The following is a 24,365-nucleotide window of genomic DNA, read 5'->3' as shown; positions in this document are numbered from 1 at the left end:
AGCCTGAGCCTGAGCCTGAGCCTGAGCCTGAGCCTGAGGCCGTTACTCCGGCTGCTCCAAAACCGGAGGCAGCGCCGCCCGCACAGGAAGCTGTAGAAGAACCGAAGGGCGAGCAGGAAACTGAGAAGCCACCGGCCTCTCCTGTGCCCCCTGTGTCTTCAGTGACCTCAGCGTGGCCTAAACCTGCTTGGGGCACTTCTCAGCCAGCGAGAGTGGTTTCTGCCCCGGAAGACGCAACGGAAGAGGGGCACCAAGTCCAACTGCCAGCAGAGGAAGAGCGCCCCCGAGAGCATACTGAACCCTCCTCACCGGTTGCGCCGTCTGTCTCCGAGCTTCCACCCATCCCGGTACCTCCGGAAGACGCGGTTCCCGTTGAGACAGTCCGCGGCAAGCCTTTGGTCGGTAGTGAGCAAAGCGTTTCTGCGCCGGTCTATGCAGAGCCTGCCGCTGGGCAGTCGGAGGCTGTCAAAGAGCCAGCCGGTCATACAGGTGCGACACATGCATTCCAGCAGGAGGCTGCATCAGCTTATCAGCAAGTAAGGGCTGCTGAAGCCGGAGTGGCCGAGCGGGTAGCTGGCGCGGGTAGCCTGCGGGATATGATGGTGAGGGACGTTTTCTGGCGGCGCGCGTGGATTGCCAGTTTTATTGTGGCGATCATTGTTCTGGTAGCCGGTTGGCATTGGTGGAATGCCATTGTTCATGTGTGGCCCGCTGCGGGGCGGCTGCATCAGGCTGGCTAAGAAGGCAGCTTTCGCCTCCCAGCCTTCAAGGAGGGAGGTGAAAGCTGTTAGACTAAATGGCTTAGAGGTTTCTACCTGCCAGCGTAGCGAGCGTGGCGCCTGCGGCAGCAAGGCCCATCAGCAGAATGCCATCCCAGATCAGACCGCCCGCCGTCAGGTCATGTCCGGCTACAAGGATATGTTGCGGGATGGCTGCGGCAACGTTGGTGATCGCATCTTTAGCCTGAGGGTCAGCCGCAACGGCCGCGTGGGACAATGCTCCAACCAGAGCGGGCAGAACTTTCCAGAGCACGCCGGCAATCAGCAGCAGGGGGGCAAACAGTTCCGCCAGTTGCTGAATGAAATAGAATGCAAAGTAGCAGACAGACCAGATGCCGGTACGCACCAGCCGGAAAGCCAGAGGAGACCCGTCTGCCGAGCGGGAGGAAAACGCCAGAGGGCGAGCAAAATTGGCGTTAGGGCGCTGGTCCATGGTCCTGTAGTTCCTTCGGGCGTAATACGGGTTTCTGCATCAACCTGAACCGCAGGCGCGCAGACATGATGGTGCGGACTATACACCACCGTGCGGTCTGGTCACACCGCTGCAGTAAAAAGACAATAGAGCGTGGTTTTCCGGCTACGTCTGCACGGGAGCTAAGGCACGCATACCGGCTATGGCCAGAGGGTGATAACGCATTCGAGAGCAGACGGATGCCGGGGCAATTTGTTAAAGGAAAACAGGATCATGGCGGTATCTTCCAGGGGGAGGCCAATTCTATCCAGTAGGGCGAAGCATCAGTAACAGGATACAGCGTGCGCAAGGTGAACGCTGCAAAAGACCAAAGGAGATTTTCCGGCTGAGTGAGCCTGAAGCGGAGCAGGAATGAATTTTTTGTCGTGTACAATCTGGCTTGTGGGAGTAGCAGACGCAGAAAGCGAGCGTCTTGTCGCCCAGTTCAGCCAGCGTGGCTTCAAGGTTCTTGTGTTTCCCGATGGGAAAGCAGCCTTTACCGGGTTTGATGCCTCCCTGCCGGATATGCTGGTGATTGCGGCTTCTCTGCCGGATATGGCGGCCAGCCAGCTTTGTCAGCGTTTGCGCCTGAATTCCGTAACACGAGGGATTCCTGTTGTGGTGCTGACACACGCCGCTGATGCCGTGGTGGAGCATGAAGTTCTGGGGCGGGGGGCTGATGCCTGCTTCCCCCTGAATGGGGACCCCGCTTTTTTGATGTTTCGCATCTGCGCCCTCTTGCGGGACTATGATGAGGAAACGCCCGCACGGGAAAATGCGGTTTTCCGGCAGCCATCGGTTGCGGTGGTCACGGCGCCGGGCGGTGCTCTGTGGTCTTGGCGGGGAGGCGGTAATGCGGGCGTGCCTTTGCTGGTGGAACTGCTTCAGCAGGATGGCGAATCCGTAAAGCTGATAGATGATCCGGACCGGCTGGATTTTTCGGCGCATCCGGTTGGTCCCCATCCATCGGATTGTGTGGTGGTGGATCTGGGCTGCCCGCTTTTTGATGGGCTGGCGTTGGCCCGCACATTAGTGGCGATGCGGCGCAGGAACCGGCAATGTATTCGGGTGCTGGGCATGGCGGAGCGGGGGCAGGTTTCCAGCCATCTGGCGGTCATTGCCTTCGGAGCGGGGATTGATGATCTGGTGGATGCCGATATTTCCCCAGATCTGTTGCTGGCCCGTATTGGCAGCCTTGTGCGCCGCAAGATCTTGCAGGATGAAATGCGGCGGGAAGACGCGCATATTGAAAGCGCACGTGCCCGTATGGCACTGGCCGATGCCCTGCGGCGTGTGAATGCGGATCTGGCTGCCGCCAACCGGAAATTGATCGAGGCGCAGGCCAAACTGGTGCAGTCTGCCAAAATGGCATCGCTGGGGGAATTGGCAGCAGGTATCGCGCACGAATTCAACAACCCGCTTGCTTTTGTTCTGGCGCATGAAGGCACGGTGAACCGCAGCATTACGCGCGCCATGCAGGCCGTGCGGGAAGGGGACATGCAGGGGGCTGAAAGCGCGCTGACCAAAAGCCAGGAACGTCTTGCGTCCTCTTTTGTCGGCCTCTCCCGCATGCGGGATCTGGTGGCTAGTCTGAGACGATTTTCGAGACTGGAGGAAGGCGAATTTACCCGGCTGGATGTGCCCGAGGCTCTGGCTATGGTGCTGATGCTGCTTGCGCCCAAACTCGGGCAGGAGATCCGCGTTGTCTGCCATCTGGATGCCCCGCCGGAGCTCTTCTGTCAGGCGGCGCTGGTTAATCAGGTGGTCATGAATATTGTCAGTAACGCGGCAGACGCCATTTTGGAAAAACGGCGTGAAAACAAGGAGCATCTTTCCCCGGTGGTGGAAGAGGACAGTATAGAAATCAGCTCCTGTCTCGAGCCCCGCCAAGGCGAGGAGGAGGGACAGGATTACGTGATCCGTATCAGTGATACCGGACCCGGAGTGCCTGAAAATTTGCAGGAACGGATATTTGAACCGTTTTTTACAACAAAACCTGTAGGCTCAGGGACCGGGCTTGGACTGGCCACCGCTTACGGCGTTGTACAGGCCCATGGTGGGAGTATAGTTGTGACAAACGCGCGGGAAAAAGGTGGTGCCTGCTTTACATTGCGGGTGCCTTACAGGGCTGTGGAGGAGAGGCGGAGTGATTACGCTGCCTGAGCCAGACCGGAAAGCCGTTGTTCTGGTTGTAGATGATGAGCCTGAAATTCTTGTCGCGCTGGCTGATCTGCTGGAGGAGACGTACGACGTTCTTTCCGCATCATCAGGAGAGCAGGGGCTGGCCCTGCTTCAGCAGACTCCGGATGTGGCCGTCATAATTTCCGACCAGCGTATGCCAAACATGACTGGGGACGCCTTTCTGGCGCGTGCGCGCATGGTTTCGTCCGCAGGCGCTATCCTGCTGACGGGATATGCGGATATCTCTGCTGTGGAGGCCGCTCTTAATCAGGGCAAGATTTCGTTTTTTGCCTATAAGCCATGGGATGATGAAACCCTGCTCTCTATGGTGGCGCAGGCGGCGGGGCGGTATGAGCTTGAAAAGGAACTGGCGTGCGAGCAACGGCTCTTGCGTGGGCTTCTGGACAACCTGCCCTTCGGGCTTGCGTTCAAGGATGAAGAAGGCCGTTTTATCCGCCTGAACCAGCAAATGGCAGCGCAGTTTGGTCGTTCTGCTGCTGACTGTATCGGGCAGAAAGAAGACGCCCTGATTGATGCTGAACGCCTGCAAAGCCTTGAAGAGGCGCAGGCGGCTCTGGCCTCTGGCGCGCGCGATCAGCAGGTTCTCAGGCTCACCAGCCCGGACGGGCAGGCCCGCTGGCATGACCTCACCCGTATGAAACTGGGGGGCGCGCCGGATGACGCCGGACAACCGCGAAAAGATGAACTGGCTGATTATTCCATCCTGATAGATCGGGATGTGACAGATCTGCTCAATCTGGAACAGCGGCTACGGCAGGCCCAGAAAATGCAGGCTATTGGAACGCTTGCCGGAGGTGTTGCGCATGATTTCAACAATCTGCTCACCGCCATTATGGGATCGCTTGAACTGGTGATGGATCTTGAGCCACCCAAGGAGCCTGGGGTGGCGCGGTTGTTCCATAATGCAATAGAGGCTGCACGGCGCGGCGGCGCGCTGACGCAGAAACTGCTTGATTTCAGCCGTCCGCGCCATTTGTCCTGCCAGCAGGTGGAGGTGGGGCAGATCTTGCGAGATCTGCAAAGTTTCATGGTGCGTGGGCAGGTGCCTGATGACCTGCAAACCGCTCTGGGCGCAAACAGCGAGGAAGCCGCCAGCCGAATTGGTTCCGTGCAGTTTGATATCCCGGATGAGGCTCTTCCGCCGGTCTGGACAGATGCAGTGCAGCTTGAACTGGCCATTTTCAATCTGTGCATCAACGCGCAGGATGCGCAGCCTGATGGGGGCACTATCAGCGTCTCCGTGCGCAAGGCGGCGCGTCTGCTTGGGCGGAGCACCACGGCCGCCGCTGGCGGTGCGTGGGTGGTGGTGCAGGTGATGGACCGCGGTGTGGGCATGACAGAGGAAATGCAGGCCCGTATTTTTGATCCGTTTTTCACCACCAAGGATATTGGGAAAGGAACAGGCCTCGGTCTTTCCATGATTTACGGCTTCATCAACCATTGCGGGGGTGAAGTCCGTGTGGAAAGCGTGCCGGGAGGGGGGACGTCCATAGAACTCTGGCTGCCAGCCATGGCGACGGATGTGAACGCGGAAGACTCGTCTTCTTCTGTCGTGACGCCACTGCCAGCACAGCAGGAACGGGCCGCTACGCTGCCGCCCGTAGGGGACGGGCGCCTCATTCTTGTGGTGGATGACGAGACAGGGGTGCGGAGTGTCACATCCGGCTTCCTGCGTCGGGCTGGCTATGAGGTTCTGGAGGCATCAAGCGGGGCGGAAGCTCTGGCCATGGTTGAGGGCAGGCCGGAAATCTCGCTGGTGGTGATGGATGTGATGATGCCGGGCATGAATGGCGATGAAGCCGCACGGCGCATTCATGTTCTGCGGCCGGATCTGCGGGTTCTGTTTGTCACGGGGTATACGGATCTGGGGCTTCTGCCTGCCGGTGTAACGGTGTTGCACAAGCCTTACACGCGGGATGCGCTGCTGGGGGACGTGCGGGCAATGCTGGCAGCGTAAACTCCCCTCTTGTGCTGACGGAAGGAAAGCCTATTTCTTTCTACCATGTATAGCGATCACACAGCCTCCTCCCCGCATGATCCCGTCGGATGGCACGGGACCACTATCCTCTGTGTTCGGCGTGGCCCGGACGTTGCCATGGCAGGTGACGGTCAGGTGACACTGGGTCAGACCGTCATCAAGGGGAATGCGCGCAAGGTGCGCCGCATTGGCCCGTCCGGGTCCATTCTGGCAGGTTTTGCCGGAGCCACGGCGGATGCCTTCACCCTGCTTGAACGGCTTGAAGCCAAGCTTGAACGCTACCCCAACCAGCTTGAGCGGGCCTGTGTGGAACTGGCCAAGGATTGGCGGACAGACCGTTATCTGCGCCGGCTGGAAGCCATGATGGCCGTGGCGGATGCTGAACATTCCTACACCCTGACCGGGAACGGAGATGTGCTGGAGCCGGAAGATGGCATTATCGCTATCGGATCTGGCGGGAATTACGCCCTTTCTGCTGCCCGTGCGTTGTTGACCGTAGACGGGCTGGATGCGGAGGAAATTGTGCGCCGCTCCATGAAAATTGCCGGGGACATCTGCGTTTACACCAATCATTCCGTCAGGGTGGAAACGCTTTCTGCCAGCTCGGCAACCGGGAAGGGAGAAGCGTGATGGAAGCACCAACCTTTTCCCCCAGAGAAATTGTCTCGGAACTTGATCGGTTTATCGTAGGGCAGGGTGACGCCAAGCGGGCTGTGGCCATTGCCATGCGTAACCGCTGGCGGCGTGCGCAGTTAGGTGAAGGACTGCGCGAGGAAGTTGTGCCCAAGAACATCCTCATGATTGGCCCGACCGGGTGCGGTAAAACCGAGATTGCCCGCAGGCTGGCCAAACTGGCGCAGGCTCCCTTCCTGAAAGTGGAAGCCACCAAGTTTACGGAAGTGGGCTATGTGGGCCGCGATGTGGATAGCATTGTGCGTGATCTGGTGGAGGCCTCCATCACCATGCTGCGCGATGTCAGGCGGCGTGATGTGAAGGTAAAGGCCGAGCAGGCGGCGGAAGACCGGCTGGTGGACGCTCTGGTGGGGCAGAGTGCTGCGGCTGAGACCAAAAACAAGTTTCGTACCATGCTGCGCAATGGCGACCTTGAAGACAAAGAGGTTGATATTGCCGTGGTTGAAGCGCCGCCGCAGGGTGGGGGCGAAATGCCCGGCGTGATGCCTGGAAATGTCATCAATTTTGGCGAGATGATGAAAGGCTTCATGAACCGCACACCACAGCAGCGCCGCCTGAAGGTTGCCGCCGCGCGTGAGTATCTGGAGCGGGAAGAAGCGGACAAACTACTGGATAATGAAGCCCTGACGCGTGAAGCTGTAGCCCATGCGCAGGATAACGGCATTGTCTTTATTGATGAGATCGACAAGGTATGCGCCCGCGCGGCAGAAGGCGGCGCACGCGGGGGCGATGTCTCACGTGAAGGCGTGCAGCGTGATCTGCTGCCGCTGATTGAAGGCACAACGGTTTCCACCAAATACGGGCCGGTGAAGACAGACCACATTCTGTTCATTGCCTCCGGTGCGTTCCATCTGGCCAAACCATCTGATCTGCTGCCGGAATTGCAGGGGCGTTTGCCCATTCGTGTGGAATTGCAGCCACTCACCCGTGAGGATCTTCGGTCTATCCTGACCGACCCCGAACACTCTCTGCTCAAGCAATATACCGCTCTGATGGGGACGGAGGGCGTGACGCTTTCCTTCTCTGATGGAGCAGTGGATGCTCTGGCTGAACTGGCGGCGGATATTAACGAACGGGTGGAAAATATAGGCGCACGTCGTCTGGCCACGGTTCTGGAAAAACTGCTGGAAGAAATCTCCTTCACGGCTTCTGACCGGAAGGGGGAAACCATTGTGGTGGAAGCCTCGCTTGTGAATGACAAGGTTGCCCCGCTGGCCCGCAAGGGTGATCTCAGCCGGTTTATTCTGTAATGGAGGCGCCGTTCGTTCTTCCTGCGGAAGAGACCGCAGCCGAAGCCATTGACGCCATTCGTGATGAGCTGGAACTGTTTGATGACTGGATGGAGCGCTATCAGTACATCATAGAAATGGGGCGCAAATTGCCCCTATTTCCCAAGGATTGGTGTGATGATGCCCATCGGGTGCCGGGATGCCAGAGCCAGGTCTGGCTGGAGGCTAAGGAGGAAGATGGCATTCTGTATTTTGCCGGTCTTTCTGATGCCGCCATTGTCTGCGGTTTGGTGGCGCTGTTGCTGCGTGTCTATTCCGGACGCAGCCCGGATGAAATTCTGGCTACAGACCCACAGTTTTTGCGGGATCTGGGGTTGGTGCAGGCGTTGTCCACCAATCGCGGCAATGGGGTAGAAGCCATGGCGCGGGCAATTCGTTCCGCAGCAACACCTCAAAAAATTTCCTAAATCAGAGTACGGTTTCTGCCTGTTTCTGATAGGAGCGGGCAGAAACGTTTTTGCCCCCTCTTTTCTGCTTGAAAGCAGGGAAGAGGGCGTTGTGTATCAGGGGCCGTATTTTGTATCGATTATATAGCCGGTTGGACGGAGTAATGGCCGCGGCTTTCCATAATGGTCTGCGCAGGCTCGGCCCGTCATGAACATAGCGTTCCTTTATATTGCCGAGCCGTATCAGTGTTATCATGGCGCCTCTCTGGCTTTGGCGCTTGAGGCTTATGCCGGCGTTCATGTTGTCAATTACTACAATTTTCCGGAAACGCAGGAGCATTTGAAGCGGATCAGCCGCGCAATGGATGCGCCAGAACCGGAGATGCGTTTTCTGGAACGTTCTTTTTCGATAAAAATGCACGAGGCAGCAAAGCGTCTGGATCGGGTAAAGCTGCTGCTGCTGCGGCAGAATGCAGAAGAACTGAACCAGTATGATGCTCTTGTAGCCACCGAATATACGGCGGGTATTTTACGCAAATTGGGAGTGACCCGGCCTAAACTGATCCTTGTGCTGCATGGGGCAGGGGATCGGTTGGTGGATGATGAAGCCCTGATGCGGGATTTTGATTTTATTCTGCTGCCGGGGCCAAAAGTCGAGCAATACAGCCTTCAGAAAAATCTGGTAAGGCAAGGCCATTATGCCACTGTTGGGTTGCCGCGCATGGATGTGTGCGCCGCAATGCAGCATGATTACCCAGTGGGGTTATTTTCAAACGCCAACCCCTTTGTGCTTTATAATGCCCATTGCAAGCGTAAGCTTTCTTCTTTGCAACGCTTCATGCCGGCTTTGTTCAAGGGGTTTCAGGCACAATCACGCTATAATCTGGTTGTGGCCCCACACATCAAGACATTTCATAAAAGCCTTGGCATGAAAACGCGCTTTATGAAGCGTTATAATGCTCCTACCATTCATGTGGATACATATTCTGACCGGCTGATTGACATGACCTACACGACCCATGCGGATATCTATGTAGGGGATGTCAGCAGTCAGGTTTACGAATTTCTAGTCAAGCCGAGGCCCTGTGTGTTCCTGAACACCAGCGGCGTAAACTGGCGGAACAACCCGCATTTTCTGCACTGGAATTTGGGGGAAGTGGTTGAGCAGCCAGAGGAGGTTATGCGCGCCATCATGCGCGCCCACGCGGTTCATGCCCGGTATCGCTCCTTGCAGGAAAAGCTTGTGAAGGAGTCTTTGGGAGATCCAGTTCTGGGAGCATCAAAACGGGGGGCATCGGCCATCATGCGTTTTATGAAACAGAGGGATGGTTAGGCCTGTCGCGGCAGCCACCATGTTTTGCAAACCAACGCACTGTTTGAAAACTCCGTCAGAAGGGTGAGGTCATACTCCTTGAGGAGATAAAAAAACCGGCTCCTGAAAAACAGGATGCCGGTTTTTTTCATTTATAGTGCATGCCGTAGAAAAAGGCTGGGTTTAAGCAGATTTTTTCTCAGCTAGGCCTTTCAGCACATCCGCAGGACGAATGGGCTGATGGCGCAGTCGTACGCCCACGGCATTGAAGACGCCATTGGCAATGGCCGCCCCAATGGTGGTGACCCCCGGTTCCCCAAGGCCCATGGGTTTTTCAGTGCTTTCCACAAATTCGATGTCGATTTCGGGTGCATCTGAAATACGCAGGGGCGTGTAGGTGTTCAGGTTCCGGTCCCGCACATTGCCGTTCACAATTTCCGTGTTTTCGAACAGCGCCATGCTCAAGCCCCACAATGCACCGCCTTCTGTCTGCGCGGCTGCGCCATCGGGGTCCACAATGGTGCCCGCATCCAGAACTAGCCAGATTTTCTGACAGGTCACAACGCCGGTTTTGCGGTCCACATGCACCTGCACGGCACCAGCCGTCCAGGTGGGCATGGCGCGTTCCTGCCCGAAGGTTGTGGCAATGCCGATGGCTGTGTCAGCAGGTAGTTGCGTTTTACCGTAGCCACATTTTTCCACCAGCCGCTTCAGCACGTTGGCCTGACGGGTGGCGCCGCCAACGGAATCAGGCGCGCTGCCCACGTTCCGGCCTTTGGCCGTCAGCAGGGATAGGCGGAAGTCCACAGGGTCTTTGCCGAGTTCGTGCGCCAGTTCGTCCAGAAAGGCTTCATGCGCCCAAGGCGTCCAGCCGGAACTGACCGAACGCAGCCAGCCTGGACGGAAGGTAGCGTCAGCCAGATCATTATCCAGCGCCCGCACCCGCATGGGGCCAACATCATACCAATGGTCAGCACCAGCAATGGCGAACTGATCGTAAGGTTTGCCGTCGGCTCCTTTTTCCATGAAGGCCGCAGCCATCACGCCTGTGGGCCAGCCAGCGGAAGCGTGGTGCTCCCACCCTTTGAGGCTTTTCTGGTCATCCAACGCCACGCGCACCGTCTGAATGGATGGGGAGCGGAAGGAGTCGAACAGCATGTCGTCCGAACGGGTTAGGATCAGTTTGACCGGCTTGCCATCCAGCGCCTTGGAGATGAGCGCTGCGGGTACAGCGTAGTCCCCGTTCAGGCGGCGGCCAAAGCCCCCACCCAGCAGATAGCTGCGCATGATCACCTGAGATTCCGGCACCTGCAAGGCTTTGGCAATAACCGGCAGGAACAGGGACTGCCACTGGTTGCCGCAATGGATTTCCCATTTGCCGTCCTGCAGGCGTGCCAGCGCATTCATGGGTTCAAGCTGGTAATGCAGCACGGAGGCACAGGTATATGTGCGTTCAAAAACCTGCTTGGCGGACGAGAAGGCTTCATCCACCCCGGAATCATTGAACACGCAGGACCCACCGGTTTTCTCGGCAATCTGTTTGCGGCCGTGTTCAATAATGTCCTTTTCAGACACATTGGCGGTCTTGCCCGGTGTCCAGGTGACTTTCAGCGCATCTGTCGCGCGGATGGCCGCCGGGTAGGAGGACGCCAGAACGGCAACCCAACCGGGCACAGTATCGGACGGGTCTTCCAGAACGATATAGCGGATATAGCCTTTGATCTTCTTGGCTTCGCTATCATCTACAGAGACAACCTTGGAGCCATAGCGGGTCGGCGGCAGTTTGGGGCGCGCATACACCATGCCGTCCAGCTTGGCATCAATCCCGTAGATGGCGGTGCCATCGGTCTTGGCCGGAATATCCAGCGCCTTGACGTCCTTGCCAATCAGGCGACGTTCGGAGGCGGGTTTCAGCGGCAGCTTGGCCATTTCATCAGGCGTATAGGTGCGCGTGGGGTGCGCGCGGCTGACAATATCGCCATAGGAAATGGATTTGCTGCCTGCAATCACGCGGCCATTCCGAGCGATGCAACTGGCGGGCGAAACGCCCATCAGCTTGGCGCCTTCTTCCACCATGACCGTACGGGCTGCCGCACCGGCCTGACGGAAGACATCCCATGTCATCCACACGGACCATGACCCACCTGTGACCATCAGCCCCCATTTGGGGTCTGTATCCACCTGCGTGATCTTGACCTTGTCCCAGTCGGCTTCCATTTCGTCCGCGATGATCCGGGCGAGGGCGGTGCCGGTGTGCTGGCCCATTTCCGCACGGATGACGTTGACGTTAACCACGCCATCCGGTGCGATGGAGCACCAGATGGTGGGTTCAAAAGCGCCATCACCGGGTAGCCCGGCAGAAGCGGGGAAAGTCTGCGCGGCCTTGGCTTCCCGCGCGAACCCGAACAGAAAAGCGGAGCCAGCAGCCGTCAGCAAAAAGCCTCGGCGGGTTGGCCCACGTCCTGCTGCGCGATCCTGCTGTGCCGCAATGCGTTCAAGTTTACCCATTTGATGCAGTCTCCTCACGCATGGCGGCAGCGGCTTTCTTGATAGCCTTGCGAATACGGATGTACGTCATGCAGCGGCACAGGCTACCGCCCATAACGCCATCAATCTGTTCATCCGTGGGGTCCGGATAATCCTTCAGCAGGCTTGCCGCCTGCATGATCTGGCCGGACTGGCAGTAACCGCACTGAGGCACCTGAATGTCACGCCATGCTTCCTGCACCGGATGTTTGCCTTCCGGGTGCAGGCCTTCAATGGTGGTTACTTCAGCACCTTCAATGGAGCTGACAGGGGTGATGCAGGAGCGCGTGGCGCGCCCGCCCACATGCACCGTGCACGCACCGCACTGGCCCACACCGCACCCGAACTTGGTGCCGGTCTGGTCCAGTTCGTCCCGCAGTGCCCACAGAAGGGGGGTATCATCTGGCACATCGACGGATACGTCACGGCCATTGAGTTTGAACTTAATCATGTCTGGCTCCGTGTGCCGTCTCAGTGAGAAGAATTGACAGGAATGGTCTTGACGGTCTCGCGCACTTCAGCGGCTTTCTTCTCAAGGTCTGTCCACGGCGGCAGGGTGGTGCGTGTGCGGCGCAGATAGGCTGCAATACGCGCCATGTCGGCATCGGACAGGGCATTGTAGAAACTGGGCATGGCAATGCCGGACTGGCCTTCTTCAGCCGTAAGGCCGCGCAGCATCACCTGGAAGAGGTTTGTCGGCTCGTCCAGCCACAGGGCGTTGTTGAGCGCCAGATCCGGGCGACCAAGCACAGGGAAAGGGGCCGCATTGTAATGGCAGGCCGCGCAGGCGCCCTGATACAGTTTGGCGTCCGGGTCCACATTCGGGCCGATCAGATCAATCTTGGATTGCTCCATGGCGCGAGCAAGGGCGGCCTTGTCATGCTTCTCGCGTTCCGCAGCGTGGTCCACGTCCGCATAATAATGGGCAATGGCGTGCACATCATATTCCGGAACCTGAGACAGGAAGCGGTGCGGTACAGGAGACATGGGGCCACCGGCAGGACCGTGCAGCGGGGCCACGCCAAAGCGCAGATACTGATACAGTTCGTCTTCGGTCCAGGTGGTGGGGGTGGGGTTCTTGTCGTTCAGCGGAGGGGCAATCCAGCCATCCACAACCGCGCCATCATACATGGAGCCCTTCTTTTCGGCCCCCATGAAGTTACGGGGTGTATGGCACGCGCCACAGTGGGCGTTGCCTTCCGCCAGATAGGCCCCACGGTTCCACAAGGCATCATGGCTTGGGTCAGGCTTATATATGCCGGGGGTGAAGAACAGCAGTTTCCAGGCTGCCTGACCAATGCGCAGGCTGAGCGGGAAAGGCAGTTCATTCGGACGCCGCGCCATATGTACGGCCGGGCGGGTCATGAGATAGGCGTACAGATCAGAAATGTCCTGATCCGTCATTTTGGTGAAGTGATCATACGGGAAAGCCGGGATCAGGTGCACACCCTTGCGGGAGACGCCCAGACGCATGGCGCGACGCAGTGCTTCTTCTGACCAGCGGCCAATCCCCATTTCCGGGTCCGGCGTGATGTTGGAGGAATAGATGGCCCCGAACGGGGTTTCCATCTTGTAGTCACCCGCCAGTTCCGGGCCACCGCCCATGTCTGTGCGGGTGTGACATTCCGCGCAATAACCTTCAGCCGCAACAATGCGGCCGCGTTCAATCTGCTCCGCCGAGAAGCTGCTCGCCGCCGGTGGATCAATTGTGGCGATAGGCGGGTACCACGCATAATACAGGAAGCCGAGTCCACCCAGGACACCGGCTCCAACCACTCCGGCTAAGAGACGTTTGATCACTCTACCCCCAATCCAGTAAAGACTGCGCCCGCCATACGCAGAAAGACCGCCACAGCAGTCTTCCCTCCCTGGCGTTGGCAGGCAGCAGTCTAAAGGCCCGTTATTTCTTAAAGATAAGGCTTATCTTGAATTGAGTAGCAAATAAACGCATAGGTTCGGCTCTCGCGCGCCAAAAAATGAATAAGATTTATTTGGATCACGAGAATGTTAGAAGAAACCGCTGATTTTCGCAGTATCTATATTTTATAGTATATAGACAAGGCCAATTTTGCATGAAAGCCATGCAGTCAAGGCTTGCGACATTACGCCGTTTTATTGTGTTGGGGACCGGGAGATGCTTCTCCTGAAAAGCGCTGGAGCCTTTCAGGAGAAGGGGTTTTGTTATGACAAGCCCAGATTTTTCAGGGTGTGGCGCACGCCGTGCTCACGCATGCTGGTGCGCAGAGCCACCACATCTTTTGTAAAGGCGGGGTAAGCATCCAGCCCCCATCCGGCAAAGACCGGCATCCGCAGGCCTGCGGCCAGATCACTCTCCAGCGCCAGAGCCTTTGCCGCATCAGGCAGCCCGGGTTCAGACAGCGTGTAGGATTTGTGGCTTTCCGTCTCGCCGCGCAGATATTCTAGGAAACACGCGACGCCAAATGCCAGACGGCGGTGATCCTTGTTGGCGCCCAACACACCTTTTACTGTGTCTGTCAGGAAGACAGGCAGTTTGGAGGCACTGTCTGATGCAATACGAAGAAGCTGGTCACCCACAGCCGGGTTGCGGAAGCGGTGCAGCACCTGATGGGCATAGCCTTCAAGGGAAACGCCTTTGGGAGGCGTGATGAAGGGGGAGGCATCCTGTGCCAGAAACTGCTCCAGAAGTGTGACCAGAGAGGTATCACCCATTGCATCGGGCACGGTCTGATAGTCCATCAGCAGGCCGGGCAGGGCCAGCATGGAGTGAGAGGCATTGAGCATGCGCAGTTTGACCTGCTCATACGGCCCGACATCGTTGGTGAATTCTACCCCCACGGCTTCCAGTTCCGGACGGCCTGCGCAGAAATTGTCTTCCACAACCCACTGGGTGAAATCTTCAGCAAACAGAGGCATCTTGTCCGCAACGCCGCTGAGTTCGTCCAGTCGGGTAACATCTGCTGATGAAACGGATGGGGTGATGCGGTCCACCATGGTGGAGGGGAAGGTCACGTTTTCCGCAATCCATTTTCCCAGAGCAGCATCACGGGCTTTGGCGTAGGAGCAGAAGGCCGTGCGGGCAACCACACCGTTATCCCGCAGATTATCGCATGTGAGAACGGTGAAGGGGCCAACCCCGCTATCCCGGCGCAGGCGCAGGGCTTCCGTCACCAGCCCGAAGGCGGTTTCCGGCACATCCCGTTTCAGATCAGCGGCAATGGCTGGATCATCAAGCATGAAACGGCCATCGGCATCTACATAATAGCCGCCTTCTGTAATGGTCAGGCTGACAATCTTAATAGCAGGGTCAGCCAGCCGACGAATGGCTCCGGCCCGGTCTTTTGCTGCCTGCACATACTCGGTAATGGCGCCAAGCACGCGCGTGGTATGGCCGCCATCCGTTGCAAATTCGGTAAGGGTATAAAGGCCGTTCTGTTCGGCCATAATCGCTGCGCGGCGGGTTTCACGCTCATTATCGCGTAGCCCTATGCCCACAATCGCCCAATCCTGCTGGCCGGGACGAGCCAGAACCCGATCAACATACATCGCCTGATGAGCCCGGTGAAAATTGCCAACAGCCAGATGTGCAATGCCGGGTGTGGTCTTCTGACGGTCATAAGCAGGAGTGAGAACCTGCGGCGGAAGCTGTTTGAGCGTGGCGTTGGAAAGGGGAGTCATGAAAGTGGCGTACCTCATAATGTTGTTCATGCCCAATGGGGCATGAAAGGTGAAAAGAAGCGCGCAGCAAAATACTGTTTTGCGCTTCCGTGCACATGGGTCAGGCCGTGCGCGAAGGAGAAAGCGCGGAAGAAAGCACAGGGTTGCCCGGCAGGATGGCTTGCAGGGGCCATGATGAAAAGGAGAACCCGCAGCAGGTGCCTTATGCCATGAAGGCATGGCATGCCCCTCAGTGGTAGGAGGCGGCTGATAGCGCTTTACAGGCGCGTGTGGCCTGACTGTGAATGGAGCATAACATACTCTGACTGAAAAATCCTGCGCGGAGATGACTTGAAAATGTAAGGGGCTTCCGTTAAGGGAGGCCCTTCGCACACGCGTCCGGGCTTGTGGGGCATGCCCGGCCGTGTTCTGTCGTTCTTATGGAGCGACGCGTTTTTCGAGCTTTCAGGAGTAAAGAAATGCCCAAGATGAAGACCAAATCGTCGGTCAAGAAGCGGTTCAAGATCACCGCAACCGGCAAGGTGCTCTCTGGTCCGTGCGGCAAGCGTCACGGCATGATCAAGCGCCCGCAGAAAATGAAGCGCACCAACCGCGGCGCACAGGTGATGACACCGCAGGACGGTCGTACCGTCAAGCAGTGGGCACCCTACGGGCTGGTTTGAGGAGTATCTGAGAAATGGCACGTGTAAAACGCGGTGTAACCACGCACGCCCGTCACAAGAAGGTTCTTGAGCTTTCCAAGGGCTTCCGTGGTCGGTCTTCCACAAACTACCGTATTGCTCTGGAACGGCTCGAAAAGTCTCTCCAGTACGCATACCGTGACCGCCGGAACAAGAAGCGCGAATTCCGCGCTCTGTGGATCCAGCGTATCAATGCCGCCGTGCGTGAGCATGGCCTGACCTACAGCCGTTTCATCAACGGTCTGGACAAGGCTGGCATTGAAATCGACCGTAAGGTTCTGGCCGCCATCGCTTTTGATGACGCCGCAACCTTCGCTGAAATCGTGAAGAAAGCTCAGGCCGCTCTGGCTGCCTGAAATTTCGGCCGATAAAGTGTTAGAAAAGGCCGTCCAGTCTGGGCGGCCTTTTTTATTGCCAGTGATGGTTTGAACAGCGGTTGAAGTAGGGTGGTGGCACGCTGGTTGCCCCGGCTTTTGGCTGGTTTTCTGTGGGGAGGGGTTTTCTCCGCGCCGCAGAGAGAGTATCCGCCCTGTAGCGTATTTTTTCCCTCGTGCGAGGTTTCATGAGCGACGATCTTGAGATTCTGCGGCAGGATGTCCTGTCCGAACTGGCTGAGGCCGCAGACCTGCGGGCATGGGATGCCATTCGTGTCGGCACTCTTGGTAAATCAGGCCGCCTGACAACCTTGTTAAAAGCCTTGGGGAAAATGGCCCCGGATGAGCGCAAGGCGCGCGGTGTGGCGTTGAACCGCCTGCGGGATGAACTGACCCGCGCTGTTGAAGATCGCGGCAAGGCGCTGGAAGCTGCGGAGCTTGAAGCGCGTCTGGTGGCTGAACGTGTGGATGTGTCTCTACCGCCGCCGCCGGTGCAACAGGGCTTCATTCACCCGATTGCGCGCGCAGTGGAAGAAATGACCGCCATTTTCGGGGCGATGGGTTTCAGCGTTGCGGAGGGTCCGGATATTGAAACGGACTGGCACAATTTCTCCGCGCTGAACACGCCTGATCACCATCCGGCCCGCACGGATCATGATACCTTTTATCTGCCCCCCGCGCCGGGGCTGGATGTCACCCGCGTTCTGCGGACCCAGACCTCTGGCGTGCAGATCCGCACCATGCTGGCGCAGAAGCCGCCTATCCGCGTGATCTGTCCGGGGCGCACTTACCGCGCAGACCATGACGCCACACATTCCCCCATGTTCCATCAGTGTGAGGGGCTTGTGGTGGGCAAAGGCATTACGCTGGGGCACCTCAAGGGCTGCCTGATCGAATTCCTGCGCGTGTTTTTTGATAAGCCGGATCTGCCTGTGCGTTTCCGTTCTTCTTATTTCCCGTTCACCGAGCCTTCCATGGAAGTGGATATCGGGTGGTCCCGCCGTACAGGTGAGATTGGCGGAGGGGATGACTGGCTTGAAGTGCTTGGCTCCGGCATGGTGCATGCCCGTGTTCTGGCCAATTGCGGGCTGGACCCGCGTGAGTGGCAGGGCTTTGCCTTTGGCATGGGCATTGAACGGCTGACCATGTTGAAGAACGGTATTCCGGACCTGCGTTCGTTCTATGAAAGTGATATCCGCTGGCTGCGCCATTACGGGTCTGACCCGCTTGCGCCCGCGCTGCTGCACGAGGGGGTGTAAGCCATGAAATTCACGCTATCCTGGCTGTATGACCATCTTGAAACGTCCGCCACGCTGGCTGAAATCTGCGCCAAACTGAACCAGATTGGCCTTGAGGTTGAAGGCGTTGAAAACCGTGGCGCGGCCATAGAACCGTTTCTGACCGCCCGTATTCTTGAGGCCACCCAGCACCCCAATGCAGACCGTCTTCAGGTTTGCCGTGTGGACGCTGGTCCGGGCTTGCAGGATGTGCAGGTGGTGTGCGGTGCGCCGAATGCGCGTGCTGGTCTGGCCGTTATTTTCGCGCCGCCGGGTACGTATGTGCCGGGGCTGGATATCACCATCAAAGCCGGCAAGATCCGTGGCGAAGCCAGCGGCGGCATGCTTTGCTCCCTGCGGGAACTGGGGCTGGGTGAAGAAAGCAACGGCATTGCCGAACTGCCTGACGATACGCTGCCCGGCCAGTCCTATGCTGATTTTGCCGGGCTGGATGATGTGGTGATTGAAATTGCCATCACGCCCAACCGGGGCGATGCCCTGAGTGTGCGGGGTATTGCACGGGATCTGGCCGCAGCAGGTTTGGGCACTTTGCGCCCCTGGCTGGCAGATACGGTGGATGGCACATTTGACTCCCCCGTTGTGTGGGAGAACAGCTACCCGGAAGCCTGCCCCTGGGTTCTCGGGCGCACCATCCGGGGTGTGAAAAACGGGCCAAGCCCTGAATGGCTCCGGCGCAAGCTGGAAAGTATTGGTCTGCGGCCCATTTCCGCGTTGGTCGATATTACCAACTATTTCTGCTTTGATCTGGGCCGTCCGCTGCACGTGTTTGACGTGAACAAGCTTGCCGGTGGCCGCCTGACGGTGTGTCACGGTGAAGGTGAGACGTTCCGGGCGCTGGATGGGCAGGATTACACCGTTACGCCAGATGATTGCGTGATTGCAGACGCGAACGGCGTGCAGTCTCTGGCCGGGATCATGGGCGGCGAAGCCTCAGGCGCGGATGAAAGCACGACCGATGTGTTTGTGGAATGTGCGCTGTTTGACCCGGTGCGTATTGCGCTGAGCGCGCGCCGGGTAGGGGTCTCTTCTGATTCCAGCTACCGGTTTGAGCGTGGGGTCGATCAGGCACTTCCCGTTGCCGCGCTGGAAGCCGCTACCCGTCTGATTATTGACGTATGTGGTGGTGAAGCCAGCGAGGTTGTTTCTGCTGGTGACCAGCCTGCGTGGCAGCGCGACGCAACGCTGCGTTTTGAACGTGTCAAAACACTTGGTGGGCTGGATGTGCCGCCTCAGGAGAGTGTGACCCTGCTGGAAAAGCTGGGTTTTGAGGTGCAGGAGCAGACGGACGCGGCCGTGCGGGTTAGCGTGCCATCCTGGCGGAATGATATTGCCCAGAAGTCCGTTCTGGCTCAGGGCGCGGATATTGCTGCCGATGTTGCGGCCAAGGCTGCTGAAGGCGTTGACCAGATTGAAGCGGAAAGTGATCTGGTTGAAGAAATTCTGCGCCTGAAAGGGCTGGATAGTGTGCCAGCCGTTCCGTTGCCGCCGCTAAGTGTGGTGCCGGGCGTGGCGTTGACAGCCAAACAGACGCGAGCAGCACGTGCGCGGCGTATTCTGGCTGCGCGTGGTCTGGTGGAAACAGTTGGGTTCTCGTTTGTCTCGCACGAGGAAGCGTTGCGGTTTGGCGGTGCGCCAGACAGCCTGCGTCTGCTGAACCCCATTGCGTCTGATCTGGACCAGATGCGGCCCACGCCGCTCGTTAATCTGGTTGCAAGCGCGCAGCGGAACAGCGCACGTGGTTGGGCGGATATCGGGCTATTTGAAGTCGGACCAGCTTTTTCTGAAAAAGCTCAGACGCTGGTGGCGGCTGGTGTGCGCACAGGCCATACGCCCCGTTATCCGGGGCAGGAAAGCAGTGCGGTTTCCCTATGGGCGGCCAAGGCCGATGCGCTGGAACTGCTGACGCAGCTTGGCGTAAGTGCCGATGCTTTGACAACCACAGCCGATGCACCGTCCTGGTATCATCCGGGGCGCTCTGGTGTGCTGCGTCAGGGGCCAAAGAACGTGCTGGCCTATTTTGGTGAATTGCATCCGTCTTTGCTTCAGGCAGAAGGCATTGATGTGCCTGTTGTCGGGTTTGAGGTGCTGATGGATGCGGTGCCCGAACCCAAGCGCCGTAAGAAATCTGCTCCATCCCTGTCTGCCTTCCAGCCTGTAAGGCGTGACTTTGCGTTTGTTGTCGGGCGTGATGTGCCTGCCGAGGCTCTGCTGCGGGCCGTGCGTGGGGCGGATCGGAACCTGGTGGCGGGTGTCAGTCTGTTTGACGTGTATGAAGGCCCGCATGTGCCCGAAGGCCATCGTTCCATTGGTATTGAAGTCACGTTGCAGCCAGTGGACAAAAGCCTGACGGATGCGGAACTGGAAGCTGTGTCCGAGCGGATTGTGGCAGCCGTTACCAAAGCCACAGGTGCTGTGCTGCGTTAACGGGTGTGCAGGCGTTAAAGCCTGCAAAACCATAAAAAGCAGGGAGAGAAAGGGATGAGGATGCTGTGTGCAGGGGCTTTTGGCCGTAATGTCCGGCGTGTTGCTCCCCTTTCGGCTCTACTGGCCTCCGTGTGGCTGGCCGGGGTGCCACAATCTCTGGCGGCGGAGCGTATTACAGGAGCAGGCTCCAGTTTTGCCGCTCCTTTGTATGAGGCGTGGTCTTCGGATTCCGTTGCCAAAACCGGGGTGCAGGTCAATTACCAGACCATTGGCTCTGGGGCGGGCCAAAATCAGGTCTTGGCGGGCACGGTGGATTTTGGTGCGTCTGATGCGCCCATGGCGCCGGAGCGCTTGGAAAAAGGCAAGCTGCTACAGTTTCCCACCGCTATTGGCGGCATTGTGGTGATTGTGAATGTGCCCGGTGTGCCGGAGGGCCGCCTGAAGCTGACCGGCCCTGTTCTGGCGGGGTTGTATGATGGCAGCATTGCCGTTTGGAATGACCCCCGTATTGCCGCCCTTAATCCTGAATTGACATTACCTGATCTGCCAGTGGCCCCGCTGCATCGTGCGGATGGCTCTGGCACCACCTATGTTTTCACGGATTATCTGAGCCAGGTCGCTCCCCAATGGAAAGAGAATGTGGGGAGGGGGACATCTGTTGCATGGCCCATAGGGGCAGGCGCACGCGGGAATGACGGAATAGCATCTTACGTGCGCAACACGCGGGGAAGTGTGGGGTATGTGGAATACGCGTATGCGGAACGGAACCATATGCCAACAGTGCAGTTGCAGAACCGGGCTGGAGAGTTTGTTGTGCCGACAGCAGACAGTTTTGCAAAAGCCGCAGACTCAGCCGAGTGGACTGATGACACATTGACGGCTTCCTTGTGCAATACGGAAGGACAGGGGGCTTGGCCCATTGTCACCACTACCTATGCGCTGGTTCCTCGGGCCTCGTTGGCAAAGCCACACGGCAAGGCTGTCAGCCGCTTTTTTTCATGGGGGCTGACAGAGGGGGAGGCGGAAAGCCGCAAGCTGGATTACGTGCCCATTCCCGCCCGTATCCGAGATGCGGTGCTGCAACGTTTGAATAGTGACGCAAAGCCCTGACAGCAGGCGATGTTGAAAAATCTTTCAGGTCAGTTGAGTGCATTTTGTGCGGTTGCGCACATTGGGCTTTTGTTCAACGGCGGATGTGTTGAGTATTTTTCTCTGCGCTACTTAAACACAAAAAACGTCTTCTTAAATCAGTGAAAATAAAGCCGCAGATGCTTTCCTCAAAAGGCTTCTGGTGGGCAGTTTCAGCGGACAGCACTCTTCTTTTTCCAGTATAATTTCCCTTGTTTTTGGGCAATTCCCACGTTCACTCTGACTGGTTTAGCCTACGTGGCGGGCCGGGTATCCTGTGCTCCTGACAAAGAGAGGACTGCGTCTTCCCGTGGTACCGTGCGGTCTTTTCTGTTTGCCTGAAAAATCTTTCAGTCAGACGAAGGCGCGGTGGAAAATCGGATCAAAGGAGAAGGGGCAGAAATGAAACGAGTTTGCTATTGCGCGTTTGTGCCGTAGCGGCAGGGGTAAAGCGCGGGTCTGTGTATGGTGAAGATGGGCCGGGATAAGGAAGTAAGCAGAATGAAAAAGAAGAAAAACTGCGGTGTCACCTTGTCGCAGTTGACAAGTGTGATGGCGCTGGGGGGCTGTATTGGCATGATGGCTATGCAGCCGGTGGCGTATGCGGAAACGGTGCAGTATGGCCCTGAACTTGAAGGGTTTATGTACCCCTATCCTGTGGCGCAATACAGCTTTTCTTCTCAACGGCAAGGGTTGCACATGACCTACATGGATGTGCAGCCACAAACCCCAAATGGACGCACAGCAGTTTTGCTGCATGGCAAGAATTTCTGTGCAGCGACGTGGCAGCAGACAATCAAGGTTCTTGTAAATGCAGGGTTCCGGGTTGTTGCACCGGACCAGATCGGTTTTTGCAAATCCAGCAAGCCGGAGCGGTATCAGTTCAGTTTTCAGCAACTGGCGCGCAATACGCATGATCTGCTGGCCAGGATTGGTGTTTCCAATCCGGTGCTGATAGGCCACTCTACGGGGGGCATGCTGGCAGTGCGGTACGCCTTGATGTACCCGGATCAGACGGCGCAGCTTGTGCTGGTGGACCCGATAGGGCTTGAAGACTGGAAAGCAAAAGGAGTGCCATCCTTGAGCGTGGACCAATGGTACGCGCGTGAACTGGCAACAACAGCAGACACCATCCGCACTTATGAAAAGCAGACATACTACGCGGGTGAGTGGCGGCCCGAGTATGAACAATGGGTGCAGATGCTGGCGGGGATGTATCGTGGGGCAGGCAAGCAGACTGTGGCGTGGAATTCCGCCCTGCTGTACGACATGATTTATACGCAGCCAGTGGTATATGAATTTGGAAAAATTTCAGTGCTCACAACGGTGATGATTGGGGCGAAGGATAACACCGCCATAGGCAAGGCAGCAGCCCCGCCGGAGGTTCAGAAACAACTGGGCCATTATCCAGAACTGGGTAAAGCTGCGGCCAATGCGATCCCTCATGCGCGCCTCATTCTGTTTCCGGACCTTGGACACTCGCCTCAGATTCAGGACCCGGTTTCCTTTCATAAAGCGTTGCTGAAGATGCTTTCTCCCGAGCAATAGAGCGCGAATTGGAGAGGCGTATTTCGTCTTTCATGCTGTCTTTGCAGATCATTTTTCAGGTGTGAAAGATGACTGCTCAGCGTGGGTGCTTAGGGCGGCGTTGCCGTGTGGTGTGAGTGAGGGTTTTTTCTGAAATGGGTCCATGCTGTGCAGCAAAGGGCAGCCAGAGCAGCATAGATGCTTAACAGGCCGGTAAGGGCGAGCAGAAGTCGTGCAGCGTTTTCTGCAAGGCAGCACAGAAAGAAGGATGCTCCCAGCAGGAAAAATCCGGCCGTGCGTAAGAGTGACTGATGCCGGGGCCGTAGTGGCGGCGTAAAAAGCGTTGTAGCCTGACGAGGTGTGGCAAGGGCCAGCAAGCACACAGCAGTCAGCGCCAGACAGGCAATGGGCAGAAGCATCAGGGTTGACCTATTGCTGATCGGCCCATGCGTCGTGCCGTGTAAAAAAACAGGCAGGCCAGAGAGAATGCTGTCGCGCCGACACCAAGCTGCAAGAACGTAAGAGGCAGGCCGTTAAAAAGTGTGACGCCAAGACAGGCCAGAGCCGCCATACTCATCAGGTCTCGCCATGCCACAGAGGGAGGGCGCACGGCGGCATAGAGAAGCAGGATGGCCCATACGCCAAACACTGTCTGAATTTCTATTTGCGCGCGGTTGGCCATAAAGGGAGGCAAAAGCCGGTTTGCGAGGAAAAAGGCCACAAAAGCGGTGGGGGTGCCCGTTATCATACCCACATTCAGGCGCTCCACGAGCAGGAACCCAAGACCACGTTCACGGTGGCAGCGTTTGCGTGTCCATAAATGCAGGCCAGTGGCAATCACGCCAGCAAACCCCAACCCGGACAGAAAATAAAGCCAACGGGTGAAGGCGGGCGCAAAGTGGGCAACGTGCAGCCCATACAGGAAGCGATAAAACCCCATGATGGGCCGTTTTTCTATATGCTCAGCAAGGAGCTTGCCTGTTGTGCCATCGTAACTGAGAGTATGGGTTTCTACCCCCACGCCAGAGGCATTCTGTCCCGCAATGGCCATGATGATGGAGGATGCATCTGACGGGTTGCTGATGGTCAGGCGGATGAGATCATTTGGGGCAAAACGCTGTTTTATATCAGCCAGAACAGGGCCAATGGGGGCCAGCGTTCCGGCCTTGCCGGAAGCGGGACGGTCCATGTCGGCTGGATTGAAATCATGCTCTAGCGCTGCAAAATCCTGATGATACAGGGTGGTGAGTCCCCACGGCATAAACATGCTGGCGAGCGTCAATGCGCCTGTAAAGGCGATCATCAGATGGAAGGGGAGCGCTACCACGCCAAGAAGATTGTGGGCATCCAGCCAGCTTCTCTGTCCCTTGTTGGGCCGGAAGGTGAAAAAATCCAGAAAAATACGCTTATGGGCTACAATGCCGGTGAGGAGTATCAGGACAAGCGCCATGGCGGCTATGCCTGCCATCAATCTGCCCCAAGGGTAGGGAAGCTGTAATTCAAAATGGAAACGGTAGAAGAATTCTCCGCCGCGTGTTTCCCGTAAAAGGGAAGGGCTTCCTGTTTGCGGATCTAGAGCGTGGTCCTGATAGGTTTGCCCATCCTCCCACAAGGCCTGCACATAATACTAAATTGTTTTGGATGTGACTCATGGGGGTACC

19 protein-coding genes and 1 pseudogene are annotated in these 24,365 nt (G+C 57.5%); 13 read left to right on the top strand and 7 right to left on the bottom strand.

Annotated features, from left to right (window positions below):
* A pseudogene (locus AD944_RS17015) lies at nucleotides 1-740 on the top strand (hypothetical protein); the annotation flags it as partial.
* Between the two features lie 61 nt (nucleotides 741-801).
* Here the strand turns inward: AD944_RS17015 and AD944_RS04485 are convergent.
* A complete protein-coding gene (locus AD944_RS04485) occupies nucleotides 802-1,212 on the bottom strand; it encodes a hypothetical protein (protein WP_035382395.1) in 411 nt (136 codons plus the stop codon).
* 390 nt (nucleotides 1,213-1,602) lie between these two features.
* Between AD944_RS04485 and AD944_RS04475 the strand changes: the two genes are divergently transcribed.
* From AD944_RS04475 to AD944_RS04450, 6 genes are all read left to right on the top strand, one after another.
* Entirely contained in the window at nucleotides 1,603-3,393 is a 1,791-nt protein-coding gene (locus AD944_RS04475; RefSeq protein WP_045542840.1) for an ATP-binding protein, read from the top strand.
* Complete coding sequence (locus AD944_RS04470; RefSeq protein WP_035382392.1) at nucleotides 3,377-5,389, top strand: response regulator; 2,013 nt, start codon at nucleotides 3,377-3,379, stop codon at nucleotides 5,387-5,389. The genes AD944_RS04475 and AD944_RS04470 overlap by 17 nt, the downstream gene beginning before the upstream one ends.
* A 45-nt stretch (nucleotides 5,390-5,434) precedes the next feature.
* Entirely contained in the window at nucleotides 5,435-6,040 is a 606-nt protein-coding gene (gene hslV / locus AD944_RS04465) for an ATP-dependent protease subunit HslV (protein ID WP_045542839.1), read from the top strand.
* Nucleotides 6,040-7,353, top strand: coding sequence for an ATP-dependent protease ATPase subunit HslU (gene hslU / locus AD944_RS04460; RefSeq protein ID WP_006557058.1), 1,314 nt, complete (start codon nucleotides 6,040-6,042; stop codon nucleotides 7,351-7,353). The genes hslV and hslU overlap by 1 nt, the downstream gene beginning before the upstream one ends.
* Complete coding sequence (locus AD944_RS04455) at nucleotides 7,353-7,799, top strand: SufE family protein (RefSeq protein ID WP_045542838.1); 447 nt, start codon at nucleotides 7,353-7,355, stop codon at nucleotides 7,797-7,799. The genes hslU and AD944_RS04455 overlap by 1 nt, the downstream gene beginning before the upstream one ends.
* A 187-nt stretch (nucleotides 7,800-7,986) precedes the next feature.
* Entirely contained in the window at nucleotides 7,987-9,111 is a 1,125-nt protein-coding gene (locus AD944_RS04450) for a hypothetical protein (RefSeq protein ID WP_045542837.1), read from the top strand.
* A gap of 162 nt (nucleotides 9,112-9,273) precedes the next feature.
* Here AD944_RS04450 and AD944_RS04445 read toward each other — a convergent pair whose 3' ends face one another.
* The 4 genes from AD944_RS04445 to AD944_RS04430 all read right to left on the bottom strand — a co-directional run bounded on the left by AD944_RS04445 (nucleotide 9,274) and on the right by AD944_RS04430 (nucleotide 15,273).
* Nucleotides 9,274-11,598, bottom strand: a complete 2,325-nt coding sequence (locus AD944_RS04445) for a xanthine dehydrogenase family protein molybdopterin-binding subunit (RefSeq protein ID WP_045542836.1) — start codon at nucleotides 11,596-11,598, stop codon at nucleotides 9,274-9,276.
* Nucleotides 11,591-12,067 carry a (2Fe-2S)-binding protein gene (locus AD944_RS04440; protein WP_006557063.1) on the bottom strand — a complete coding sequence of 159 codons (477 nt, stop codon included), beginning with the start codon at nucleotides 12,065-12,067 and terminating at the stop codon, nucleotides 11,591-11,593. Before AD944_RS04440 ends, AD944_RS04445 begins: the two co-directional genes overlap by 8 nt.
* 20 nt (nucleotides 12,068-12,087) lie before the next feature.
* On the bottom strand, nucleotides 12,088-13,416 hold the full coding sequence (locus tag AD944_RS04435) for a c-type cytochrome (protein ID WP_045542835.1): 1,329 nt from the start codon (nucleotides 13,414-13,416) through the stop codon (nucleotides 12,088-12,090).
* 381 nt (nucleotides 13,417-13,797) lie between these two features.
* The gene (locus tag AD944_RS04430) at nucleotides 13,798-15,273 is read right to left on the bottom strand and encodes a mannitol dehydrogenase family protein (RefSeq protein WP_045542844.1); all 1,476 of its coding nucleotides are present in this window, start codon (nucleotides 15,271-15,273) and stop codon (nucleotides 13,798-13,800) included.
* Between the two features lie 458 nt (nucleotides 15,274-15,731).
* Here AD944_RS04430 and rpmI point away from each other — a divergent pair, with 458 nt between their 5' ends.
* The 6 genes from rpmI to AD944_RS04400 all read left to right on the top strand — a co-directional run bounded on the left by rpmI (nucleotide 15,732) and on the right by AD944_RS04400 (nucleotide 22,725).
* Nucleotides 15,732-15,935, top strand: coding sequence for a 50S ribosomal protein L35 (gene rpmI, locus AD944_RS04425; RefSeq protein WP_006557067.1), 204 nt, complete (start codon nucleotides 15,732-15,734; stop codon nucleotides 15,933-15,935).
* Between the two features lie 14 nt (nucleotides 15,936-15,949).
* Nucleotides 15,950-16,309 carry a 50S ribosomal protein L20 gene (rplT, locus tag AD944_RS04420; protein WP_006557068.1) on the top strand — a complete coding sequence of 120 codons (360 nt, stop codon included), beginning with the start codon at nucleotides 15,950-15,952 and terminating at the stop codon, nucleotides 16,307-16,309.
* 206 nt (nucleotides 16,310-16,515) lie between these two features.
* Nucleotides 16,516-17,586, top strand: a complete 1,071-nt coding sequence (pheS, locus tag AD944_RS04415) for a phenylalanine--tRNA ligase subunit alpha (RefSeq protein ID WP_035382384.1) — start codon at nucleotides 16,516-16,518, stop codon at nucleotides 17,584-17,586.
* A gap of 3 nt (nucleotides 17,587-17,589) precedes the next feature.
* Nucleotides 17,590-20,049 carry a phenylalanine--tRNA ligase subunit beta gene (gene pheT, locus AD944_RS04410; RefSeq protein WP_045542834.1) on the top strand — a complete coding sequence of 820 codons (2,460 nt, stop codon included), beginning with the start codon at nucleotides 17,590-17,592 and terminating at the stop codon, nucleotides 20,047-20,049.
* 60 nt (nucleotides 20,050-20,109) lie between these two features.
* On the top strand, nucleotides 20,110-21,159 hold the full coding sequence (gene pstS / locus AD944_RS04405) for a phosphate ABC transporter substrate-binding protein PstS (protein ID WP_045542833.1): 1,050 nt from the start codon (nucleotides 20,110-20,112) through the stop codon (nucleotides 21,157-21,159).
* A gap of 519 nt (nucleotides 21,160-21,678) precedes the next feature.
* Nucleotides 21,679-22,725 carry an alpha/beta fold hydrolase gene (locus tag AD944_RS04400; protein WP_236709252.1) on the top strand — a complete coding sequence of 349 codons (1,047 nt, stop codon included), beginning with the start codon at nucleotides 21,679-21,681 and terminating at the stop codon, nucleotides 22,723-22,725.
* An 89-nt stretch (nucleotides 22,726-22,814) separates the two neighbouring features.
* Here the strand turns inward: AD944_RS04400 and AD944_RS04395 are convergent, their stop codons facing one another.
* Nucleotides 22,815-23,123 carry a DUF3325 family protein gene (locus AD944_RS04395; RefSeq protein ID WP_045542832.1) on the bottom strand — a complete coding sequence of 103 codons (309 nt, stop codon included), beginning with the start codon at nucleotides 23,121-23,123 and terminating at the stop codon, nucleotides 22,815-22,817.
* On the bottom strand, nucleotides 23,123-24,325 hold the full coding sequence (locus AD944_RS04390) for a PepSY-associated TM helix domain-containing protein (protein ID WP_236709251.1): 1,203 nt from the start codon (nucleotides 24,323-24,325) through the stop codon (nucleotides 23,123-23,125). Before AD944_RS04390 ends, AD944_RS04395 begins: the two co-directional genes overlap by 1 nt.
* Nucleotides 24,326-24,365 lie beyond the last annotated feature (40 nt).

This window comes from Acetobacter tropicalis (genome assembly GCF_001580915.1).
Taxonomy (GTDB): Bacteria; Pseudomonadota; Alphaproteobacteria; order Acetobacterales; family Acetobacteraceae; genus Acetobacter; species Acetobacter tropicalis.
Note: the sequence above shows the minus strand (reverse complement) of the source record. Positions and strands in the feature narration are given on the sequence as shown.